Origin of the sequence: Clostridium rhizosphaerae, assembly GCF_016765585.1 — a bacterium.
GTDB classification, from domain to species: domain Bacteria; phylum Bacillota; class Clostridia; order Clostridiales; family Clostridiaceae; genus Clostridium_AT; species Clostridium_AT rhizosphaerae.
Genome location: NZ_JAESWC010000023.1, coordinates 61,108 through 80,592 on the forward strand (window position 1 = coordinate 61,108; position 19,485 = coordinate 80,592).

A 19,485-nucleotide genomic window follows, 5' to 3' on the forward strand; every position below is an offset into this window, starting at 1 on the left:
GCTTGAATATCTTTTCATGCTAAGCTGGACAGAAATTTTTTGTTATATGTAGTTTTAACCACTGCACTTTATATAAAATCTATTTTAATTACTTTAAATTTGGTTACATAATAAAGAATATTGCTCAGTTGTATTGCAACTGGTTTTCTTATTTTGAGCATAATTTTTCCTTCATATTATTGAAAAACCATTGGAATTCCTCTTCACTTTCATAGGGGGAAGGTTCCGTTAGTTTCACATCAATACCTAGACCTGGAAAATCATCATCAAGATATCGAGGGAATAGATGACAATGCAGATGTGGCGAAGAGTTTCCATGAATCTCATAATTAATTTTAGTTGCTCCAGTAACTTCTTGAAGTGCTTTTGCAGCCTTTTGAACATCACCCATAAAACCAGCCAAGTCATCTTTTGGCATATCATAAAGATTTACATAGTGCTTTATTGATAATACATGACATTTGCCAAATAAACACCCTTGTGCAACACGTTCTGCTGTAATCCATGCATATTCAAGTTTTGCAATATTATACAACCCTTTTGGTGCAGGCATATTATTACAACAAGGACAAAACTCTTCATGACTTTCTTTTTCATATTGAGTATATTTGTAATGAAAACTATTTCCCTTTGCGTCTATCTGTCTTTGTGCACATTTGCTCAATTTCACCATGATTTCATGTTTCCTTGAGTCATCAAATATCTGAACTCCATCAACAGTTTTATTTTCACGGGAAAAGCCAATAATTCCAAGACAACGTTCTGTCATTCTATCAACTGAAATTAATACATCATATAAATTATATTTACTTTCAGAGTATCCATATTGTTGTCGCTCTTTTTCTGTCGCCCACCGTATTAACATCCCTTCTCACTCCTATCCATTGTATAAATAATATTTTTATGATACTTTTCTAGAATTGTATAAAATAGAAATATTTCAAGTTAACTCAAAATGCAAATAACGAGCACCATCTTCTCAGTATTTCATAATATAAATGATATGAAAATATAGTAGGAGGAATAATATGATATATTTTTGCCCAATACATGGCACATATTTTGAAACTCCAGATACTCGTTACTCTAACTATAGAGAACAGGCCAATGGAACTATAATCGATTTATGGAATAAAGTCTCTCCACCTCCTGCACCTGAGCTAAAATCCGTAAAAGCTGATTCCAATACCACTGCACTATTGATTTTAGATATGGAGATGTCTATATGTAAAAGTCCACGCTGTATAGCTTCTATCACTAATATTTCTAACTTACTTACTAAAGCCCGAAATAATGGTATGCTTGTTGTCTATAGTCTTACACATAATGGAAATCCTCGAGATATTGCAAGACGGCTAGCCCCTTTACCAGGTGATCCCATTGTAAAATCAAACGTAGATAAGTTTTACGAAACTAACCTAGACGAAATACTTCGAGAAAAAGGTATTAAAACTGTTATAGTTACAGGCTTCGCTGCCAATGGTGCAGTACTTCACACAGCTGCTAGTGCTGCTTTCCACGGCTATAATGTTATCGTTCCAGTGGACTGCATGTCCACTGCAAATATTCTATACGCAGAGCAATATACCGCATGGCATATGCTAAACAGTCCGGCCACTAGAAACCGAGCTTTACTGACAGAAGTTAGTTTAATTAGTTTTACACATTAGAAAAAGTGCACCTCTATGCTTTGTAATTTCTTAAAAATGTTATGCGTAAACAAAACTTTATAGATTTAAAATGTCATATAATATTCCTAATTCCCGACACCGAGAAGCCTAGAAATCTCTTTTCTTAGTTACACTGGATTTTTTGTTATATGACATTTTAAATTTTTTAATGTTTACTCAGACATTTAAAATCATACTTTCATCAATAGTTAAGTTGCAATCTCCAATCTTAATGTCAGGCTTAGTTTTTCCATGGAAATCACTGCCACAAGTTACTATAAGATTATTCTCCAATGCTTTTTTATAGAAATATTCTGATGCTTCCCTAGAATGATATGAAGAAAATGCTTCTATACCTTCAATTCCCTGACCAATAATATTGTCGAGCTGCGAAAAGTCATTTTTCAAGTTCTGCCCAGGGTGAGCTAAAACCGGAACCCCTCCCGTTGATTTTACTAAGCTAATAGCATCTCCTAGTGATATGAAATTAATTTTCACATAAGCCGGCTTCCCTTGCGCAAAAAAGTCCCAATAAAAATTTACATATGGCCTGTCACTTCTGCTGCCACCTTTTAAGTACGGTTTTAGAATTTGATATTTACCGGCATATTCCTTTGTTAAGACAACCTCTGCTATTAATTCTCCGGAAATAATTTCCCCCTCTGATTTATCGTATATCTCTTTCTCGTCTAATGGTATTCCAGTATATTTCTTGAATTTATAAATTTTCTCAGAGGCGGAGTTCATTTCTTGTTTGAATATGCTTTCTTCTATTTCCAGGAATTCTTTGCGTTTATAGTCAATCATATATCCAAGTAAATGAAAATTTGTTTCGTTATTATTTACACAATCAATTTCTATTCCTGAGATAACATCCATATTTGATTTTTGGCCAAGTTTAATGGCTTCAGCGACACCTTTTACAGAATTATGGTCAGTAATTGAAATTCTTCTCATTTTTTTCTCAGCACACATTTCAACAATTTCTCTTATGCTAAACTCCGCATCATCACTTTTGTTTGAATGTATATGTAAATCAACATAAGCCATAAGAAAACACCTTCCTCTTTATCTTAAAAATATAGATTGTCAGTATTCTGAATTATTTCATCAGCGCGACATTAAATAATAAATTCAGATTATATCTCACTCATTTTAAATGATTAATATTTCATTAATGTTTTTTCCATAAAATACTTTTCGTTTGTTATTGGATAGCTCTTTTGAGTATATACCGTTTTATATCAAAATCAATATTCTTCAAATAGAAACATCTAGTTGTTCTTGGTGTTCTTTCAGTAATTCCTCCAATATCAAAACCAATAGACTTAAATTCTTCTACTCTAGATTCAACTTCTGTATATACACTTCCAACCAGTTTTTCACCATCAATAGCATAAAAATATTCAGTTGATGAATCTTTTTCACCAGTATGTTTTAAATTGTAAGCTCTTAATTCTTTTATAAGTTCATCTTTATATTTAAAATTCTTATCCTCTATATACCTCATTTTATCCCCCCAAAAGTTCACAAATTTCTTGTGCAGATAGTTCAAATAATAATATAAAATTTGTCTCATATTTATTGAATAAACCAAAGCTACTTATGGTACGGTTCTCCGTAACTACTCTAAATGAGTTTTTTCCATTTTATTCTTATGCAAATGCTGGTAATCTCCCCGAAATTGAGATTCACTATATACAATTCTCAAACATTGGTTCAATATACTCTTTAATAAGTTTTATTCTATCCTTAGCACGTGGCATAAAAAGAGAAGCAATAGAAACTACCATTTTTTTCTTTGTATTAACATAAATCACATTTCCTCCATCTCCCAAAGCTGCATAGATATGTTCTTTATCATCAATAATCCACCACAGATAGCCATACGACAGCCTGCCCCATCGGCTATGTTCTTTTGTACTCTCATCTATCCACTCTGTCGATATAATTTGTTTATCCTTCCACATTCCTTCATCCAAGTACAATTGACCTATTTTTGCCATATCCATAGGGGTCAAGGTAAGACCCCATCCTGCTGTATTTACACCTTGCGGATCAGCAACCCAGCCTCTGACATTTTTCTCTTTATACCAGACAAGTTGTTCCTCCTTATTACGAAAAACTACATTGCCCTCAACATTAATTCCCAATAGTGAAAATAAGTATTTTGTTGCAAAATCAAGCACGGATTGTCCTGTTGCTTTTACAAGAATACCAGACAAAATATCTGGTCCTATGAGAGGAGTGTATCTAAATTCTCCTATCTTTCCCTTGCCTCCTAATAAATCAAGTGCACTATTTACCCAATTATCGCTTGTAAAATATTCTGTATAGGGTTCTGACTTATATTTATATGGAGCTGTCATAGTCATCATATCCTTAAGTGTAATATTCTGTATCGTTTTTTCTCCTTTTTTAACTACATAATCAGGGAAAAAACCCAATACTTTCTGATTGATATTTTTGATATAACCTTTGTCTATGGCAATACCAATCAATATGGAAATAATACTTTTTGTTACTGAAAAAACATGAAGGTTGTTAGCAGCAGTATATCCATTATAGTAATTTTCATATAATGGTTTACCGTTTTTTAGTACAATTATGCCTGCAGTGTTGTTATAGCTACTGTTTATTATCTTTTCCAACCCTATCTTTTTTCTTTGATTCATATCTAAGTTCATGAAAGATACCTCCCTGTCTTGGAATTCGGATTGTCTCTCAGCCTCTCTGGTGTTCCTTTTGCTATAATCTCACCGCCCTTGTCTCCACCTTCTGGACCAAGTTCAATGATATAATCACAGCTTCTTAATACCTCTACATTGTGTTCGATGATAATCACTGAATTGCCACTGGCAACCAGCTGATCTAACAGCTTTAGTAACAATGCCGTATCATATAGGCTAAGTCCGGTGGTTGGTTCATCTAACACATAGAGCATATTACCCTTTAACTGCCGTCCCAGCTCTTTGGCAAGCTTCACTCTCTGTGCCTCACCACCACTTAAAGAAGAAGACGGCTGACCAAGCGTTAAGTACCCCATGCCCATCTGCTCTAAGATACACAGTGGTTTCACAATGCTATTCTGATCTTCAAAGAAGAAAATAGCTTGGACAATGCTCATCTCTAACACATCGACAATCGTTTTTCCGTTATAGTCCACAGAAAGACTTTCTTCATTAAACCGCTTGCCATGACAGGTCTGGCAGAGCTTATCTACTGAAAAATCAGAGGTCAGAAAGATTCTTTCATAACCACTACCACCACAGTCTGGACATGCCCCTTTAGAATGAAAGGAAAAATGTCCGGCACTCATGTTTCTTATTTTTGCTTCCGGCTGTTTGGCAAAAAGTTCTCGGATCTTATCCCAGATACCAATATAAGAGGCAGGCGTAGAATTGACACTTCTACCAATGGGCTCCTGAGATATCTTTGCATAACCACTAATCCGTTCTACTCCTGCTATCCCCTTTGCATGACCATATTTCCTGGCATTGGCAAGACGTTTCATAAGTGTCTCCTCTATTAGAGAACTCTTACCACTTCCGGATAATCCCGCAATGCCAACCATGGCATGAAGCGGAAATGCTACTGTTAAGTCCTTTAAATAATGGGTCCTTACATGTTCCAAGGTAAGACTATCTTCCTTATCAAACCTATCCGTTCTCACCGTTCTTTCCAGCATCAAATGTTTGCTGAAAAGATACTGACTAAGCAGAGTGTCCTCTTTCTCGTATCCTTCATAATCACCCTGGTAGACCACCGTTCCACCTTCTATGCCTGCCTTAGGGCCAATCTCGATAATATGGTCAGCATGACGAATCATCTCTTTATCATGCTCCACCACAATCACTGTATTGCCAAGGTCTCTTAATTCCTTTACCGCTTCAATCATGCTTTGCTTCTCCGATGGGTGCAGACCTGCCATGGGTTCATCAAAGACATAGATCAGGGAATCCAGTCTGGACTCCAGATGGATATGAAGAAATATACGCTGTACCTCGCCACCGCTTAAAGAAGCCAGCTCCCGGTAAAGAGTTAGATATCCTAAACTAAACTGTATTAGATGCTTTAATTTCTCCATCACATTCTTTACCACGTTCTTGCCAAACTGAGATAGTTCTTCCGCAGGTATTCCATTTATGAAATCAAGAAGACCAGACAGTGTCATCTGTCCCAGCTCGCCAATCTGCTTTCCACCAAGGAATACTTCTCTCGCTTCTTGACCTATTCGCTCTCCATGACAATCTGGACAGGTCGTCTTTGCATAGACTTCCTCCACATCCTCCCCCTTTTCATAAGCATTTCTTAGTATCCGCTCTAGACAGTAGCTTTGTTTGCCATTGTCATAGGCTCCATAGACCACTTCGCCTTGAATATCTTCTGGAAGTTCCCAGAATGAAGTCTCAAAATACATGCCGTATTTATTCTTTAGAATCCGTAAGAAACCAGCTGTTACCTGCAGGCTATCATATACCTCCAAAAGGGTTGTTGTTTTATCTGGAATCAGCTTTTTCAGATTGATATCATAATAAGAACCTCTGCCCTGGCAGCTAATACACATACCATCGGCCGTTGTATAGAGAAAACTGCCTGGGGAAAGATGTTCACTCTCATCTAAAGCTTTTCCATCACTGGCATAAACAAGAGCCAGCTGGTTAAGAATTCCGGTCTTCGTACCAACTGTGGAACGAGGATTGCTCTGCCGGATTGTATTCTGGCGCACCGCCACCGTTGGACCGATGCCTTCCATCGTATCAAACCGATCCTCGTTATCAAGTCCAGCCAGAATGCCAATGGACCTTAGATACTGGTTCTTGCCCTCTTCAAACAGGATATCAAATGCAAGACTGGATTTACCGGAACCACTGATACCTGTAATGACCACTAGTTTATGCTTAGGAATTGTTAGATTAATATTTTTCAGATTATGGATGCGTGCTCCTTGAATCTTGATTTCTTCCATATGCTCACCTCTGAATCGATTTGCAGCATATTAGAAATGAATGGGCTCAATAGGAACGTATATGTCCACCTCATGGATATGGCGCTCATTGGCATGCGGATTGTTGCGATACACTTCAAATGGATAGGAGTTTCTTGGAACATAACCACTGCCCGTGAGCCACTCATGATACATGTAATTCCAGGCATCACTGTACTGTTCCTGCTGAATCCGAAAATGTCCCACCACATACAACCCGCCTTCTAATTTCATCATTCCAAGGATTCCGTCTTCCTGAACCCGAATGTCCTCTGACACCGTTAGACACAGACTAGTACGAAACTTATTCTCCTCTCCGAATTCCGGATTGTCATGATACATGGCAAGCACCCAGTTCTGACTATCCACAAAAAGGTGCTGCTTCTTTGCATAAGCAATTAATGTCTGCATCAAATTGGCATACTCCTTTGCTAATGTCTCATAAGTGCCTATATATCTCACATAAGCCACCTGCTTTTCCTCCAGGTTTACTATGGTAATCTGCCCAGTCACGGGAAACAATTGGCCTGCCCATTCTTTCTTTGCTGTGTTCTTATTGTACTCTGACAATAAAAAAGAATCTTTGCAATTCTTGCTATATTCCTTCCGATATTCTCTTGGAGTTATGCCATAGTAATTCTTAAATGCCCGTGAAAATACCGCTGAATCCGTATAGCCCAGTTCATAGGCAATGTCCGTCATATTTTTATCTGCTCGGTGTGCCAGCAAAAAAAGTGCATTCTCCATGCGAATCCGGTTCGCATAATGGGCTAACGGCTCATGTAACATGCCCTGAAAGATCCGGCTTAAATGATATTTGGAAAACCCGGCGGCATTGGAAAGCTCCTCAACGGACAGGGACTGTCCTAAATGATGCTCGATGTAATCCTGCACTTTATGAATTCTTCGTATGTACTCTTCCTGAGACTTCTGTTCTGACATATCATCCCCTCCTGTTCCTGTTAATCCCAGTATAACAGAAATGTTATTTATAAATAATCTCCCCTACAACTTACTATTTGTCTAACACTTGAAAACTACTTTTCTCTTTTATTATAACATATTTTGTAAATTAATTATTACTTATGATACGGTATTTTCACCTATAAAAATAGCCCTAGCCAAGTTATTTCAATGGCTAAGGCTATAAATCTCATTTACTTATGGTACGGTTCATCTTATCGCAAGTAATTAATTTAACTTGTGTATAACATAAACCCAAAATTTATCTTTATCAAATTATATTGTTAAATAAAATGAATACTTTGACCATATGAAGCTACTCTTATAAAAATTATATTACTAATACTTAGATTAATCACCATAATAGGTATTACTTAATATATATTACCTGCAAAATTCAATTTATTCAAAAAATCATGTATTCATCATTTCTTTAACACTTGACACGAATACAAGTAAAACAAATATTGTAAGAAACACTACATAATCCACCATAATAATTATATTTATTTTTACCTTTTCAGCTAATATACCTGCAATTATCATAGATAGTGGCACTAAAGCATATGTCAACATATCTTTAAGTGCAAATGCTTTAGCTCTCATACTTGAATGCACATTTATCTGAATACTTGATTGAATTAATGAGTTCACTATTGCTATACAAAATCCATCTATAAAGAACATAATTCCTATTAAATATCTATTTAATGTAAGAGAATAAATAATCATTGTAATGGAAAGCAGAATTCCGCTAGAAATGAAAGCAAAAAATTTTCGTTCTTTTTTAACTTCTATACTAGATAATGCAGTAAAACCAATTAACATTCCTAAAGCATTAATAGCCATTGCAATTCCGTAAAATGCTAAACCAAGCTGTTTATTCATTTTAAACCATGGCAATGTTAATGTCATTGACATGGATGCAAAAGAATTAAAAAAGCAAATTGTTATAAAGAGATATTTTAGACCTTTTGAATTTTTAACGAAATTAATACCAGCTTTCATATCTTCAAGAAAATCCACATTTTTTGATATTTCCTCAACCTGTGGTATTTTAACGAAAAATTCAGCAGCGGCTGAAAACAAAAAACTCACTCCATTTATTATAAATATTATTGGTGCTCCTAAAATCTGAACTATAAAACCACCTACTGCATTTCCTACCATATAATTTGCCGTATTTGCCAACGAAAGCACCGAGTTCGCCTTTATGAGTTTAGATTTCGAAACAATATCAGGTATAGCTGAATTAATTGCTGGACTAAAAAAACAACCACATATTCCTACAATAATTCCTATTACAATAATCATCCATATTTGTATAAATCCTATTACTGCTGCTATTCCAATAAAGAGTATTGATATCCCCCTAATAGCATCTGTAATAATCATTATGTTTCTTCTATCGTGCCTATCAATAAAAGTTCCTGCAAAAGGTGAAATTAAAATTCTAGGCACCACTGTAACAGCCATAGTCGCTGCCATTAATGCCGTAGAGCCTGTTATTGAAAGAATCCAAAAGCTAAGTGCTATTTCATAAATGTTATCTCCAAAAACTGATATCAATTGCCCTTGTACTATCAGAATAAAATTCCTATTCCATAGTTCTTTTTGTAAGTCTTCCTCACGGTCTAATTTATCAATTAATTTAAATTCTATTGACTTATTCTCAACTTCATTTTCCATGTGACATCCCCCTAAGCAATTGATGATTGTTATCCAAGTCTTTTGGAACATATTGCAATTACGTCGATATAAAACCAAAACAAAAGACTTATAAACTGTCGTTATGTTTATCTAAAATGTCGTATAGCGTCTCGCACACACGACGTGCCTCAGCGCTACTTCGAAGGCTTTACACTATACAGGCAAAGCGAACTTGAGTGCATTGTTAGTTGCAGTTTTAGCCGCTACACTTTATGCTAAATCTACTCTTTTAACTTTAAATTTAAATCGCATTATAAGAATATTACGAACCAATAATCATAATATTGTAGTCCTATATAGACTATTAATCAATTATGATTATGATAATACAATGTCTTTTTCTATTTTATTCCCTTTTAAAAATTCTTTTACATCAAGAGGTTTCCCCCCTGGAAACTGTAATATTTCTATAATCAGAATACCGTTATTAGTGGCGACCGTAATTCCTTCATTATTTGCATCTATGATATAACCAGGTGGTTTAATAATATTTGCCTCTAATGACTTGGATTTGAGTATTTTAATTGGAATATCCTTATAATAAGTATGAGCAGTTGGCCATGAGTTTATATTTTTATATGGCCAAGAACTCAAGCCTCTTATTAAATTATGTATGTTAATACTACTGTCATTCCAATTAATCTTTGCCATTTGCTTGTTTAACAGCTGTACATAAGAACTTCCTTCACTCTGTTGTTTTACCCCACAAATTTTACCTGTGATAATTCCATTTATTGTTTTCTCTAACAGTTCAGCACCGTTTATTTTTAATAATTGGTACAATTCTCCTGCTGTCATAGATTCAGATATTTCAAACTCACTTCTCATAAGCATATCGCCCGTATCTATACCAGTATCCATTAGTATAGTTGTATTTCCAGTTTTTTTCTCCCCATTTATTAAACTCCAATTTATTGGTGATGACCCCCTAAACTTTGGGAGGAGAGATGCATGTAGATTAATACATCCGAGTCTAGGTATGTCAAGTATATCCTTAGTTATGATTTGACCATATGCTACAACAATAATAAAATCAGGTTTTATTTCTTTTAATTTATCAATAATTACAGAGTCTGTTTTTATTTTTTCGGGCTGAAAAATTGGAATTTGATTCGATAGTCCGACCTCTTTGATTGGTGAAATTGCTACCTTTTTCCCTCTTCCACTTGGTTTATCAGGTTGTGTTACAATCGCACTTACATTATATTTCTCTATCATTTTCTTCAATGAGGGAACTGCAAAATCAGGAGTTCCCATAAAAACTATTTTCATTATTGATACCTCCCTTTGATACTACAAAATATATTTTGTAGTTATTCATTAGTTACACAATAAATTACAAATATGAATAAAAACTATTATACAGCAAATGGGTAATTATGGGTATACTTATTGAGCATAATTTTCAACAGGATTCTTAAAACTAGCTTAGATAAAAAACTGACCAGCATTCAATACATAAGCTGCTGATCAGTTTACTATGCTGCCTTATTATCATGTTATTTACTAAATAAAATTGTTAAAATGCTCAATACTACTGTCAAAACTACATATTGTTCAAAGGATAATGATGGTAAAATTTATTCATAATAAAACAAAAAATCAACTTTGGGGGGAAATATGTTGAAAAAAATAAAAATATTATCTTTGATAGCTATCCTTTTAATTTCATCATTATTTTATGGCTGCGAAAAAACTGTTAAACACACAGATTCATCAAATCAATCAGTGAAGGTTGTTTCACAAGCGAATCCAACTTGGAAGCTAACTTCTGAGCCAGTAGATTTGTTTTCAAGAAATATGGTGGGTTTTTTCAATGAGAAATGTGGGATTTCTGTGGGGTTAGGTGGAGAAATTCACTACACTATAGATGGCGGAAAAACCTGGGATTTAAGTAGCAACTCTTCTCTTTGCTTATTTGGCTTAAACATCGTAAACACCAAAGTTGCTTATGCAAGCGGCAACGGTAGTACTGTGCTAAAAACAATGGATGGGGGTAAAAACTGGAGGGGAGTGTCATGTTTTGGGCAGTCTGAACCAAATCATCCAAGATATTTAAGCTTTGTTGATGAAAATACTGGTTGGATTGCAACAGCAAATAAGTTCGAGTATAATTCAAAAACACTATTCCTCGGCAGTACTAAGGATGGCGGTAATACCTGGGACAATATTATAGTTCCTGAAGAAATTGAAGAAATTCTTGCTATATATTTAAGAACTCCTGATAATGGATATATAATTGATAACAAGAATAATTTATATTTAACTAAAGATGGCGGAAAAACCTTTATAAAACAGCCTTTAAATTTAAAAGACCTGTATCCCAGTGCAAAATTTGAACAGCGTGTGGTTCTTAATTTTACGGATGAAAACAATGCCTTTATAGCTTACATGAATAAAGATTATAAGATTCAAGCCGTCAGGAGCAGCGATGGTGTGAAAACATGGACAAGCGAGGCTTTTCCAGATTTAAATAATGGAGCTTTATATTTATCTCAGGATGGAAAATTTCTTACATTAACATACACTGATGGGTCTACAAAAATACTTCAATACAGATAAAGAAATATTATATTTGAGAGAGTTTTAGGTAAAAAGTAATATCATTTATTATAGCTTTCGCTTTGCTAATTACTACATTTGCAGGCTGTGGCACAAAAAAACTAAGGATACAGCGGCTTCTGCTGATCAGCAAAAGCTTATACTTAACCTCCCTTGACTTAGATTTATTTATGATTCGTCTTTTTTATTATTGTATCATAAACTAATTAAAACCTTTTAAGCCGTTACGCTGTTAAACAAAATTGCATCTAACGTCTCGCACTCAAGACGTTCCTGAACCGTACTTGATGCGCTTGCGCCAGTGAAGGAATGTGCTTTGGCTATCTTTACAAGCCAAAGCGAACTTGAGTGCATTGATATATGCTGCCACAGTCACTAAACTCAGATCAGCTTACTCATATATCCCTTTCTTGCTAAACTTATAAATCCCAACATATCATAAAATACTTCCGCATCATTTCCTTCAGTAATATTTAATCTTACGGCGGGATAGCTATTGAAAAATAGTTTCAACGTTCTATGCATCATCATAGATGCTAGCCCCTTTCTTTGAAAATCAGGATGAACAACAAAATCAAGAATATATGGCAAATCATTAACAAGGCTAACTGTACATGCTCCTACAAACTTTTTTGTTACATTATCATATACTAATGTGGACTATTCATTAGTCACATTCATTGACTTTATATGATCAAAGAAAACCTTGACACTTGATACTTGAAATTCATAAGATTGTGTGGCTATATAATGAAGCTTATTATTGCTGTATGTCTGAAAATATAGATTGGCCATTTCTTCTGCATGTTCCCTTCTAGGAAACATAAATTTATATCGTTCTTCCAATTCTATATCAAATTCATTAGTTGGGCAAATCATAAGTTTATCAATTTTTTCAAGTATAAATCCTAAATTCTTATAGTAATCAACATTACTTATATCAGCATCAGGCACCACAATTGGATTGCTTTTATCGGATATTGTAGCAGCATATAAAGTTAAAACTTTTATTAACTGACTATGATTATGAAATGGAGGTAGAGTAAATATACATTTAAGCATATTAGGCTTTATAAAGGCCCCTCCGATTCGCTTATTATCTAATATTACCCAATAACAGAAATTCGTTTTTGCATAGCGGTCTATATCACTTTGAAAGCTAAGCGACATCCATTCATTAAAATTAGTTAATCTATAGATAGCATGGTATCTTGCCCATTCTTCTGAATCCGCTTTACAAATTTTATATTCATTTAGATATTCCAAAATCTCATCCCCATTTTAAAATTATATATAATTTTTAATAGTATATACTGTTTTTACCCCTTATTAAAGCATTTTCTTCCAACCTGGTTGCATATAACGTTTTGTGCTGACGACGTTCCTGAGCCCTAGCGCGACGCGCTTGGTAAAGGAATGTGCCTTGGCGTTTCTTCACTATTAACTTATATTTTGATTATAAACTATAAATTTACATATTTTCACTTTAAAAAAGCTACCAGCCAAGGTGGACGGTAGCATTTTGTTATATGTAGTTTTAATCATCACATTTTTAATAAAGTTTATTTTAATTAACTTTAAATTAGTTGCGCAATTAAGAAGAATGCTAAATAAATTAATTATCATTTTATATTAAAACATACTGTTTTCATTAGGAGAATTCTCAGGAACCTCTTGAGATATATCCCACATTTCGGCAATCTTTTCCCCCTCAAAACGATAAAGATGTACCACAGCTACCTCTTTATCTTCTGTGATTTGAACATGAGAAAGCAAAGTCACGTATGGTGGCTCCGCAACTGCCAATTTTATAGTTAACTTTTTATTTGGAAATACTGTATTACTATCGACCATTCCTTCTAAAAGTGATTCTCTATCACCACTATAAAATCCATTGTGATGTTTAAAATTAGGTAATGTATATAAATCATAAACATCTCGAACTTTATCTGTTACAATTCCTTGAAGAAAAGCCTTTGCTATGCCTTTTAGTTTATTTACCATATAGTTTTCTCCTTTAACTATTGAATTTTTTTAATAATATTCCGACATACTTAAGATAAAATTCTCACTCAAAAACACCTCTTACTTATTATACTGCTCACCTTAAGTAAACCTAACTATATAATTATATCACCTTAAGTTACAATTATATTATAATAAAATGTTTAAAAAATCTTTGATTTGGTGCTGCTTTTATCTGAAATTACGTATAACGTCTCGCACTCAAGACGTTCCTGAGCCTAGCCAGACCTGGCTTGGTGAAGGAATGTGCTTTGGCAGTGTTTTTAATGCCAAAGCGAACTTGAATGTATTGTTTAGATGACCGTGTATATTTCTGTATCTATAGGTATATAAATACCTTTCTTTAACTATAATCCTTTACTTTATTTGAATAAATTATTTATATACCGTGTTCTGATCATGGATTAAAAGCCATTTCCCATCTTGCTTACAAAAAATTAAATTTAAATAGTAATTCATCTTAATTATGTTTCCTTCTTCATCACAATCTTTATAGTCGATCGTTGCTAGTGCATAGGCGATTTCTATACTCTCTTCAATGTTTAGTATTTTATAATTTTAATCCCAGTCGTTATCTGCAAACCAATTTTTATGTAACTCAATAAATTCTTCTTTCTCTTTTATTAGAGTTCCATTAGGCATAATTAAAATAATATCCTCCAGTTTAACTGTTGATATAAATTTGTTTAAATATTTATTTCTCATAGAGTCTAGGTGCAGTTCTAGAGTGTTCTTAAAATCCATATTTTCACCTCGCTTTATTCATTTTTTCATTTCCATGTTTAAAGTTACCAGTAATTTTAGCCATAATCAATTGTGATTCTATTGTATCTGCTTTTTCTACTTTAGCTAAAAATTTCTCACTTTCTTTACCCTTTAATATCATTACTTGTTTTTCATACCAAAATATAAATACCTTATTGTCTTTCGATACCCTATATGAAAAAGGTTCTTCTTTAAGTCTACTCCGTTTATCTATATTATCCAATTTGCATAATCCTCCTGCTAAAAACCTTAAATATTTCTATGATATATCTTCTATGTATACAACACATCACTGCATGTCATCTAACGTTTCGCATTCAAGACGTTCTCGAACTGGCCCCCAGAGGAATACCCTTTGGCTGCACTTGCGCCATTGAAGGAATGTGCTTTGGCTGTCTTCCCAAGCCAAAGCGAATTTGAGTGCATTGTTATACGTAGTTTTAGTTACTAAACTTTGAGCTGAGTCTTCTCTAGCTATCTTTAAATTAATTTTGTATTAAAGAATATACCGAAACAACTCATTAACAGATAATATTCATTTTTTATATGTAACAATCATCTTTGGTGAAAGATATTTTCCAATTCGATAGATTAGTTTTCCAAACACTTTTTTATGTATTGGCAATGGAATTCCTGAAGCATATCTCATACCGACATATTGTTTCCAAAAAACTCCGTCTTGTGTTTCGTATTCTGTTCCAGGTGCATATTCCTCATACATGGCTTGAAATAAGTTGAAAGGAATTAAAACTCCAATTTTGGGAGAGTGAAGTTTTCTTGATTTTAAATCTATATAAAATGATTTCGAAATTTTATAAGCCTTTTTTATGTGTTTTTCCGATGGTTTATAGTCATTCCAACTTAATGCGACAATCGGTAATTGATAGCATTTATTAAATCCCCATCCTGGTAGTGTATTGGCAAGAGATTGAGTAACACTATTTGCAGAAACACCACCAGTAGTGGAAATTATTAAAGCCTTTTTATCAAAGTATCTTGGGCGATGAAGCAAAAATGCTAAATGGTCGGTAAGGTTTTTGGCAATGGCGGGAATGGCACCTTGAAAACAGGAAACAGCAAAAATTACTCCATCACATCTTTCAATTTTATCCATAATAGGCTGTATATATTGATTATGAGGGCAAAAAATATGTCCTTTCCTAAAGCACAGGCTACAACCTGTGCAGAGTGGAATATACAATTCGCTTAAATGTATCTCTTCAAATTCTACTGTATTATCAAGATCTTGTATTTGTTCTTTTACTTTCTCGGTTAACCGCCATGTATTGCCTTTATGTGGACTGCCGTTGATTACCAATATCCTCATTTTAAATATCCCCCAATTATATGATTAAATAAATACTATTTATTTTGTCTTTTCCTATAATTATGTCGCAATAAAACCAAATTTTGAAATTTTTAAGCTGTCACTCTATTTAACTAAAATTACGTATAACGTCTCGAATTTCCGACGCTGCGACACTTAGCCAGACTTGGCTTAGTGTTACAGGTGTAGCTTGGCTATCTTTTCAAGCCAAGCTGGACGGAAATTTTTTGTTAGGTGTAGTTTTTATAACTTTACTTTGGACTTAATCATGCAAGCATTCTATTAACTTATTAGTTTTCCAAGAATATTAGTAATTATCTTAACAATAGATTAGAAATTTAATGCTAAAATTTATTTTGCTTTTTATGATATACACATTTATTTTTTCTTATTGTGTTGATTTAGTTTTTATTAAAGCGTTAAATTTCTCATTATTTTTTAGAGAATCAAATGCTGGTTCGTCTAAAATGTCGTATACATATTCATCATCGTACTCTATAGCAAGCTTCAAATTACCTATAGCTTCATCGCTCCTGCCAAGTTTCATAAGGCTAATACTCTTATTATAGTATGCATCTGCATTTTCAGGCGATTTCTTAATTATATAATCATAACAATCTATGGTTTTCTGAAATTCTCCCTTTTGTTCATATATACTTGCAAGTGAACTATAAGCTGAAATATTATTCGGATTCTTTTTAATTTGTTTATTAAACTCGTTTATCGCGCCATCAAGATCTTTAAGATTTATAAAAGAGTTTTTTATGTAGAAGTTTAAACTTTTATTATTACCGTCTTGTTCTGCATACTTCTGGAAACAAACCAAACATTTTTTATAATCTTTCATTTCATATAAACATAGGCCCTTACCCCAAAGAGCTAATGTGCTTTGGGGATCCTTTTCTAAAGCTTTATCATAGTAACCTATAGCCTGATCATATTTCTTTAAACCATGAAGTGCATTTCCCTTATTAATATACTCTTTATCTGTAGGATTAAGTGATTTTAAGCATATATCAATATATTTATTTGCCATAGTGTACATATGAAGATTATTATAAGCCCAACTCATATTATTTAAGATTGTAGAGTTTTGAACTCCATTTTCATACAAGCCAGTCAGAAGTACTAATCCCTCTTCATTTTTTCCACTACCTATAAGAATGTATGCCTTTTCTGAAATAGCTTTCTCATTATTAGGATATTTTTCTAAGAAATCATCCACATTTTTTAATGCTTCATCGTATTTTTGCTCTTTGTATAACTTTTCTGCTTCAACTTTGTTAAAATTACCAATTGAATTATACTTTAACATGCTACAACTACTAAAAAGTACCATACTAATAAATAATATACCCACCATTACACTTTTAACTAAATACTTCATCGTTTAAGCATCCCCCTATTAACTATAATTTTTCCATAAAAAACTTATATCTATACTCCTTAAAAACCTCCCTAGCGTTTCATGAACTTTTTTCTTTAAATGCTGTTTTGCTTATTTTAACTGCTCCACATTTAATTACTTAGTTCTTAATCAAATCAGTACTACAAATAACTCAACTTTGAAAACAATGATTTATTAATATGTCAAATTGTGCACTTACTTCATGAATTATAAGTAGTCAAGGTATGATCCTTTAAAAGCTTCACTGTAATCATGAAGAAACGTTGAATCTATACATATATGTTTATCAAATTTAATATATAAATTATCATTTACCTATATCTCCTATGGATTGTCCTTATTCCAAACTCTTTACAACTGCTACTTCGTTTTAGAAATTACACCTAACGTCTCCAATTTCCGACGCCGAGACACTTAGCCAGACTTGGATTAGTGTCGCAGGTGTAGCTTGGCTATCTTTTCAAGCCAAGCTGAACGGAAATTTTTTGTTATGTGATGTGTGGTCTAAATGCTGCAATTTAATATCTTAGACAAAGACATTACAGCAAGTCTTCAAACCGACTCATTGCAGCTTCAAAGAGTTGCTTGCCCATACTGCCTTCTCTTAAGTTTAATATCGCATCATTAATTGAAAACCAATTAATCTGATCAACTTCACATGACTTAATAAATTCAGCTTTCTGAACATGAGCTAGATAACCTAACATAAGCAAATTACGTTGGGACTGATGATAACTCGATATGTATTTATATGATTTTACATTAAGACCTGTCTCTTCTTTCACCTCACGTATTACTGTATCTTCAGCATTTTCACCTTCTGTAATAAATCCAGCAATTAAACCCCAATGTGTTTTTGATACATAATCTTGCTTCAATAATACAACTTCATTATATTCATTTATAACAACAACTAAAACACATGGAGCTGGTGACTTAAAGTAAGGCTTTTGGCATGTTTCACAGAAAGGAATCATACCCTCATCACCTATCTGTTTAAGTGTTAATTTCTCACCACAAACTTGACAATAATTTATATCCATACTTCCTTAATCCCCCTATTATAATAATCAATCTTTCTAAGATATAGTAATTTTTATAAGCACAAGCTTTTTTAAATATATCATGTCACATAACGTCTACGTGTCCCCGAGGCCTTTCAAACCATTCATGAGCTTGAAAGGTGTGTTGTGGCTTCTTCGTAGGCTTGACCTAAAACTGGTACAATGAATGGGGACACTTTGTTATGTGAAGTTGCACCTCCATATATACATATCAAATTTAGTAACTAAAAAAACTCGCTCCATCTTTAGGCATTAGTTTTACTATTTTCAAGTGACAGAGTAACTTCTTTGCTTAATACAACACTATTATTTTTGTTCTTTATAAATTTAATAATTTCTTCTAAATCTTTTTTTCTAAACAATTTATACATAATGAATATTTTCTTATGATTTTTCTTTTCTAATATTGAAATTGCAGGAACAGGATATCTTAATAAGATGTGTTTATAATGTTCAAATTTAATACAGTTAATTTCTGAGTACCGTAATATTTGCTTTCTTAATATAAAAGGATTTTTACATTCTATGTAATCATCTTTTAATGTAACTTTATACCTTAGCATCATCCATGATACAAAAGCAAAAGATACAGTAATAATTATAGTTATAGATATATTAAAGCCACCTAAATTATTAAAATATAATACCACAAAATAAAATGATAATAGAAAAATCAATATAAAATCTAATTTGCTATGCCTATAAGGCTTCATTTAACCACCTCCGATATATAATCAATTTCACATAACGTTTCGAATTTCCGACGCCGAGAAGCTTAGAAAGCTCTTTTCTTAGCTTCGCAGGTGTGCCTTGGCTGTCTTCTCAAGCCAAGGTGAACGGCAATTTTTTGTTCGTATAATAGGTTTATAACCAATTACTTCAATTGGTGTATAAACCTATCTTTATTTTAGATACTATATCCATCAAACTGGGTGAAAATCGTATTTTTTGTTGGGACTTATGATCCCGTCGTCTAAACTGTTTGAGCCCTGTTCAACACTCAT

At 33.4% G+C, this 19,485-nt stretch carries 18 protein-coding genes and 1 pseudogene; 2 read left to right on the top strand and 17 right to left on the bottom strand.

What is annotated here, in order from left to right; translation table 11 throughout:
* Window positions 1-148: 148 nt before the first annotated feature.
* Window positions 149-865 (bottom strand): HIT family protein, encoded by a 717-nt coding sequence (locus JK636_RS22610; RefSeq protein WP_202751279.1) that lies wholly within the window; start codon window positions 863-865, stop codon window positions 149-151.
* 163 nt (window positions 866-1,028) lie between these two features.
* On the opposite strand from JK636_RS22610, the gene JK636_RS22615 reads away from it, so the two are divergent.
* On the top strand, window positions 1,029-1,670 hold the full coding sequence (locus tag JK636_RS22615; RefSeq protein ID WP_202751280.1) for a cysteine hydrolase family protein: 642 nt from the start codon (window positions 1,029-1,031) through the stop codon (window positions 1,668-1,670).
* A 177-nt stretch (window positions 1,671-1,847) separates the two neighbouring features.
* On the opposite strand, the gene JK636_RS22620 is transcribed toward JK636_RS22615, so the two are convergent.
* The 7 genes from JK636_RS22620 to fmt form a co-directional block, all read right to left on the bottom strand.
* A complete protein-coding gene (locus JK636_RS22620; RefSeq protein ID WP_202751281.1) occupies window positions 1,848-2,720 on the bottom strand; it encodes a PHP domain-containing protein in 873 nt (290 codons plus the stop codon).
* 157 nt (window positions 2,721-2,877) lie between these two features.
* Entirely contained in the window at window positions 2,878-3,180 is a 303-nt protein-coding gene (locus JK636_RS22625; RefSeq protein ID WP_202751282.1) for a hypothetical protein, read from the bottom strand.
* A 184-nt stretch (window positions 3,181-3,364) separates the two neighbouring features.
* On the bottom strand, window positions 3,365-4,345 hold the full coding sequence (locus tag JK636_RS22630; protein WP_202751301.1) for a serine hydrolase domain-containing protein: 981 nt from the start codon (window positions 4,343-4,345) through the stop codon (window positions 3,365-3,367).
* A gap of 8 nt (window positions 4,346-4,353) precedes the next feature.
* Window positions 4,354-6,639, bottom strand: a complete 2,286-nt coding sequence (locus tag JK636_RS22635; RefSeq protein ID WP_202751283.1) for an excinuclease ABC subunit UvrA — start codon at window positions 6,637-6,639, stop codon at window positions 4,354-4,356.
* A 30-nt stretch (window positions 6,640-6,669) separates the two neighbouring features.
* Window positions 6,670-7,599 carry an AraC family transcriptional regulator gene (locus JK636_RS22640; RefSeq protein WP_202751284.1) on the bottom strand — a complete coding sequence of 310 codons (930 nt, stop codon included), beginning with the start codon at window positions 7,597-7,599 and terminating at the stop codon, window positions 6,670-6,672.
* A 435-nt stretch (window positions 7,600-8,034) separates the two neighbouring features.
* Window positions 8,035-9,309 (bottom strand): MFS transporter, encoded by a 1,275-nt coding sequence (locus JK636_RS22645; protein WP_202751285.1) that lies wholly within the window; start codon window positions 9,307-9,309, stop codon window positions 8,035-8,037.
* A 339-nt stretch (window positions 9,310-9,648) separates the two neighbouring features.
* A complete protein-coding gene (fmt, locus tag JK636_RS22650; protein ID WP_202751286.1) occupies window positions 9,649-10,602 on the bottom strand; it encodes a methionyl-tRNA formyltransferase in 954 nt (317 codons plus the stop codon).
* Between the two features lie 351 nt (window positions 10,603-10,953).
* Between fmt and JK636_RS22655 the strand changes: the two genes are divergently transcribed.
* Window positions 10,954-11,892: a WD40/YVTN/BNR-like repeat-containing protein gene (locus JK636_RS22655; RefSeq protein WP_202751287.1), complete on the top strand. Its 939-nt coding sequence runs from the start codon at window positions 10,954-10,956 to the stop codon at window positions 11,890-11,892.
* Window positions 11,893-12,273: 381 nt separating this feature from the next.
* Here JK636_RS22655 and JK636_RS24195 read toward each other — a convergent pair.
* From JK636_RS24195 to JK636_RS22700, 9 genes and pseudogenes are all read right to left on the bottom strand, one after another.
* Window positions 12,274-12,528 (bottom strand): annotated as a pseudogene (locus JK636_RS24195) (GNAT family N-acetyltransferase); the annotation flags it as partial.
* Window positions 12,529-12,552: 24 nt separating this feature from the next.
* Window positions 12,553-13,158, bottom strand: coding sequence for a hypothetical protein (locus tag JK636_RS22665; RefSeq protein ID WP_202751288.1), 606 nt, complete (start codon window positions 13,156-13,158; stop codon window positions 12,553-12,555).
* A gap of 366 nt (window positions 13,159-13,524) precedes the next feature.
* Window positions 13,525-13,896, bottom strand: coding sequence for a nuclear transport factor 2 family protein (locus JK636_RS22670; RefSeq protein WP_202751289.1), 372 nt, complete (start codon window positions 13,894-13,896; stop codon window positions 13,525-13,527).
* A 579-nt stretch (window positions 13,897-14,475) separates the two neighbouring features.
* Window positions 14,476-14,661: a hypothetical protein gene (locus JK636_RS22675; RefSeq protein ID WP_202751290.1), complete on the bottom strand. Its 186-nt coding sequence runs from the start codon at window positions 14,659-14,661 to the stop codon at window positions 14,476-14,478.
* A 4-nt stretch (window positions 14,662-14,665) separates the two neighbouring features.
* The gene (locus JK636_RS22680) at window positions 14,666-14,905 is read right to left on the bottom strand and encodes a hypothetical protein (RefSeq protein ID WP_202751291.1); all 240 of its coding nucleotides are present in this window, start codon (window positions 14,903-14,905) and stop codon (window positions 14,666-14,668) included.
* 312 nt (window positions 14,906-15,217) lie between these two features.
* Window positions 15,218-16,009 (bottom strand): flavodoxin family protein, encoded by a 792-nt coding sequence (locus JK636_RS22685; protein ID WP_202751292.1) that lies wholly within the window; start codon window positions 16,007-16,009, stop codon window positions 15,218-15,220.
* A gap of 388 nt (window positions 16,010-16,397) precedes the next feature.
* A complete protein-coding gene (locus JK636_RS22690) occupies window positions 16,398-17,396 on the bottom strand; it encodes a tetratricopeptide repeat protein (protein WP_202751293.1) in 999 nt (332 codons plus the stop codon).
* A gap of 560 nt (window positions 17,397-17,956) precedes the next feature.
* Entirely contained in the window at window positions 17,957-18,460 is a 504-nt protein-coding gene (locus JK636_RS22695; RefSeq protein WP_202751294.1) for an NAD(+) diphosphatase, read from the bottom strand.
* 266 nt (window positions 18,461-18,726) lie between these two features.
* The gene (locus tag JK636_RS22700) at window positions 18,727-19,194 is read right to left on the bottom strand and encodes a hypothetical protein (protein WP_202751295.1); all 468 of its coding nucleotides are present in this window, start codon (window positions 19,192-19,194) and stop codon (window positions 18,727-18,729) included.
* Window positions 19,195-19,485 lie beyond the last annotated feature (291 nt).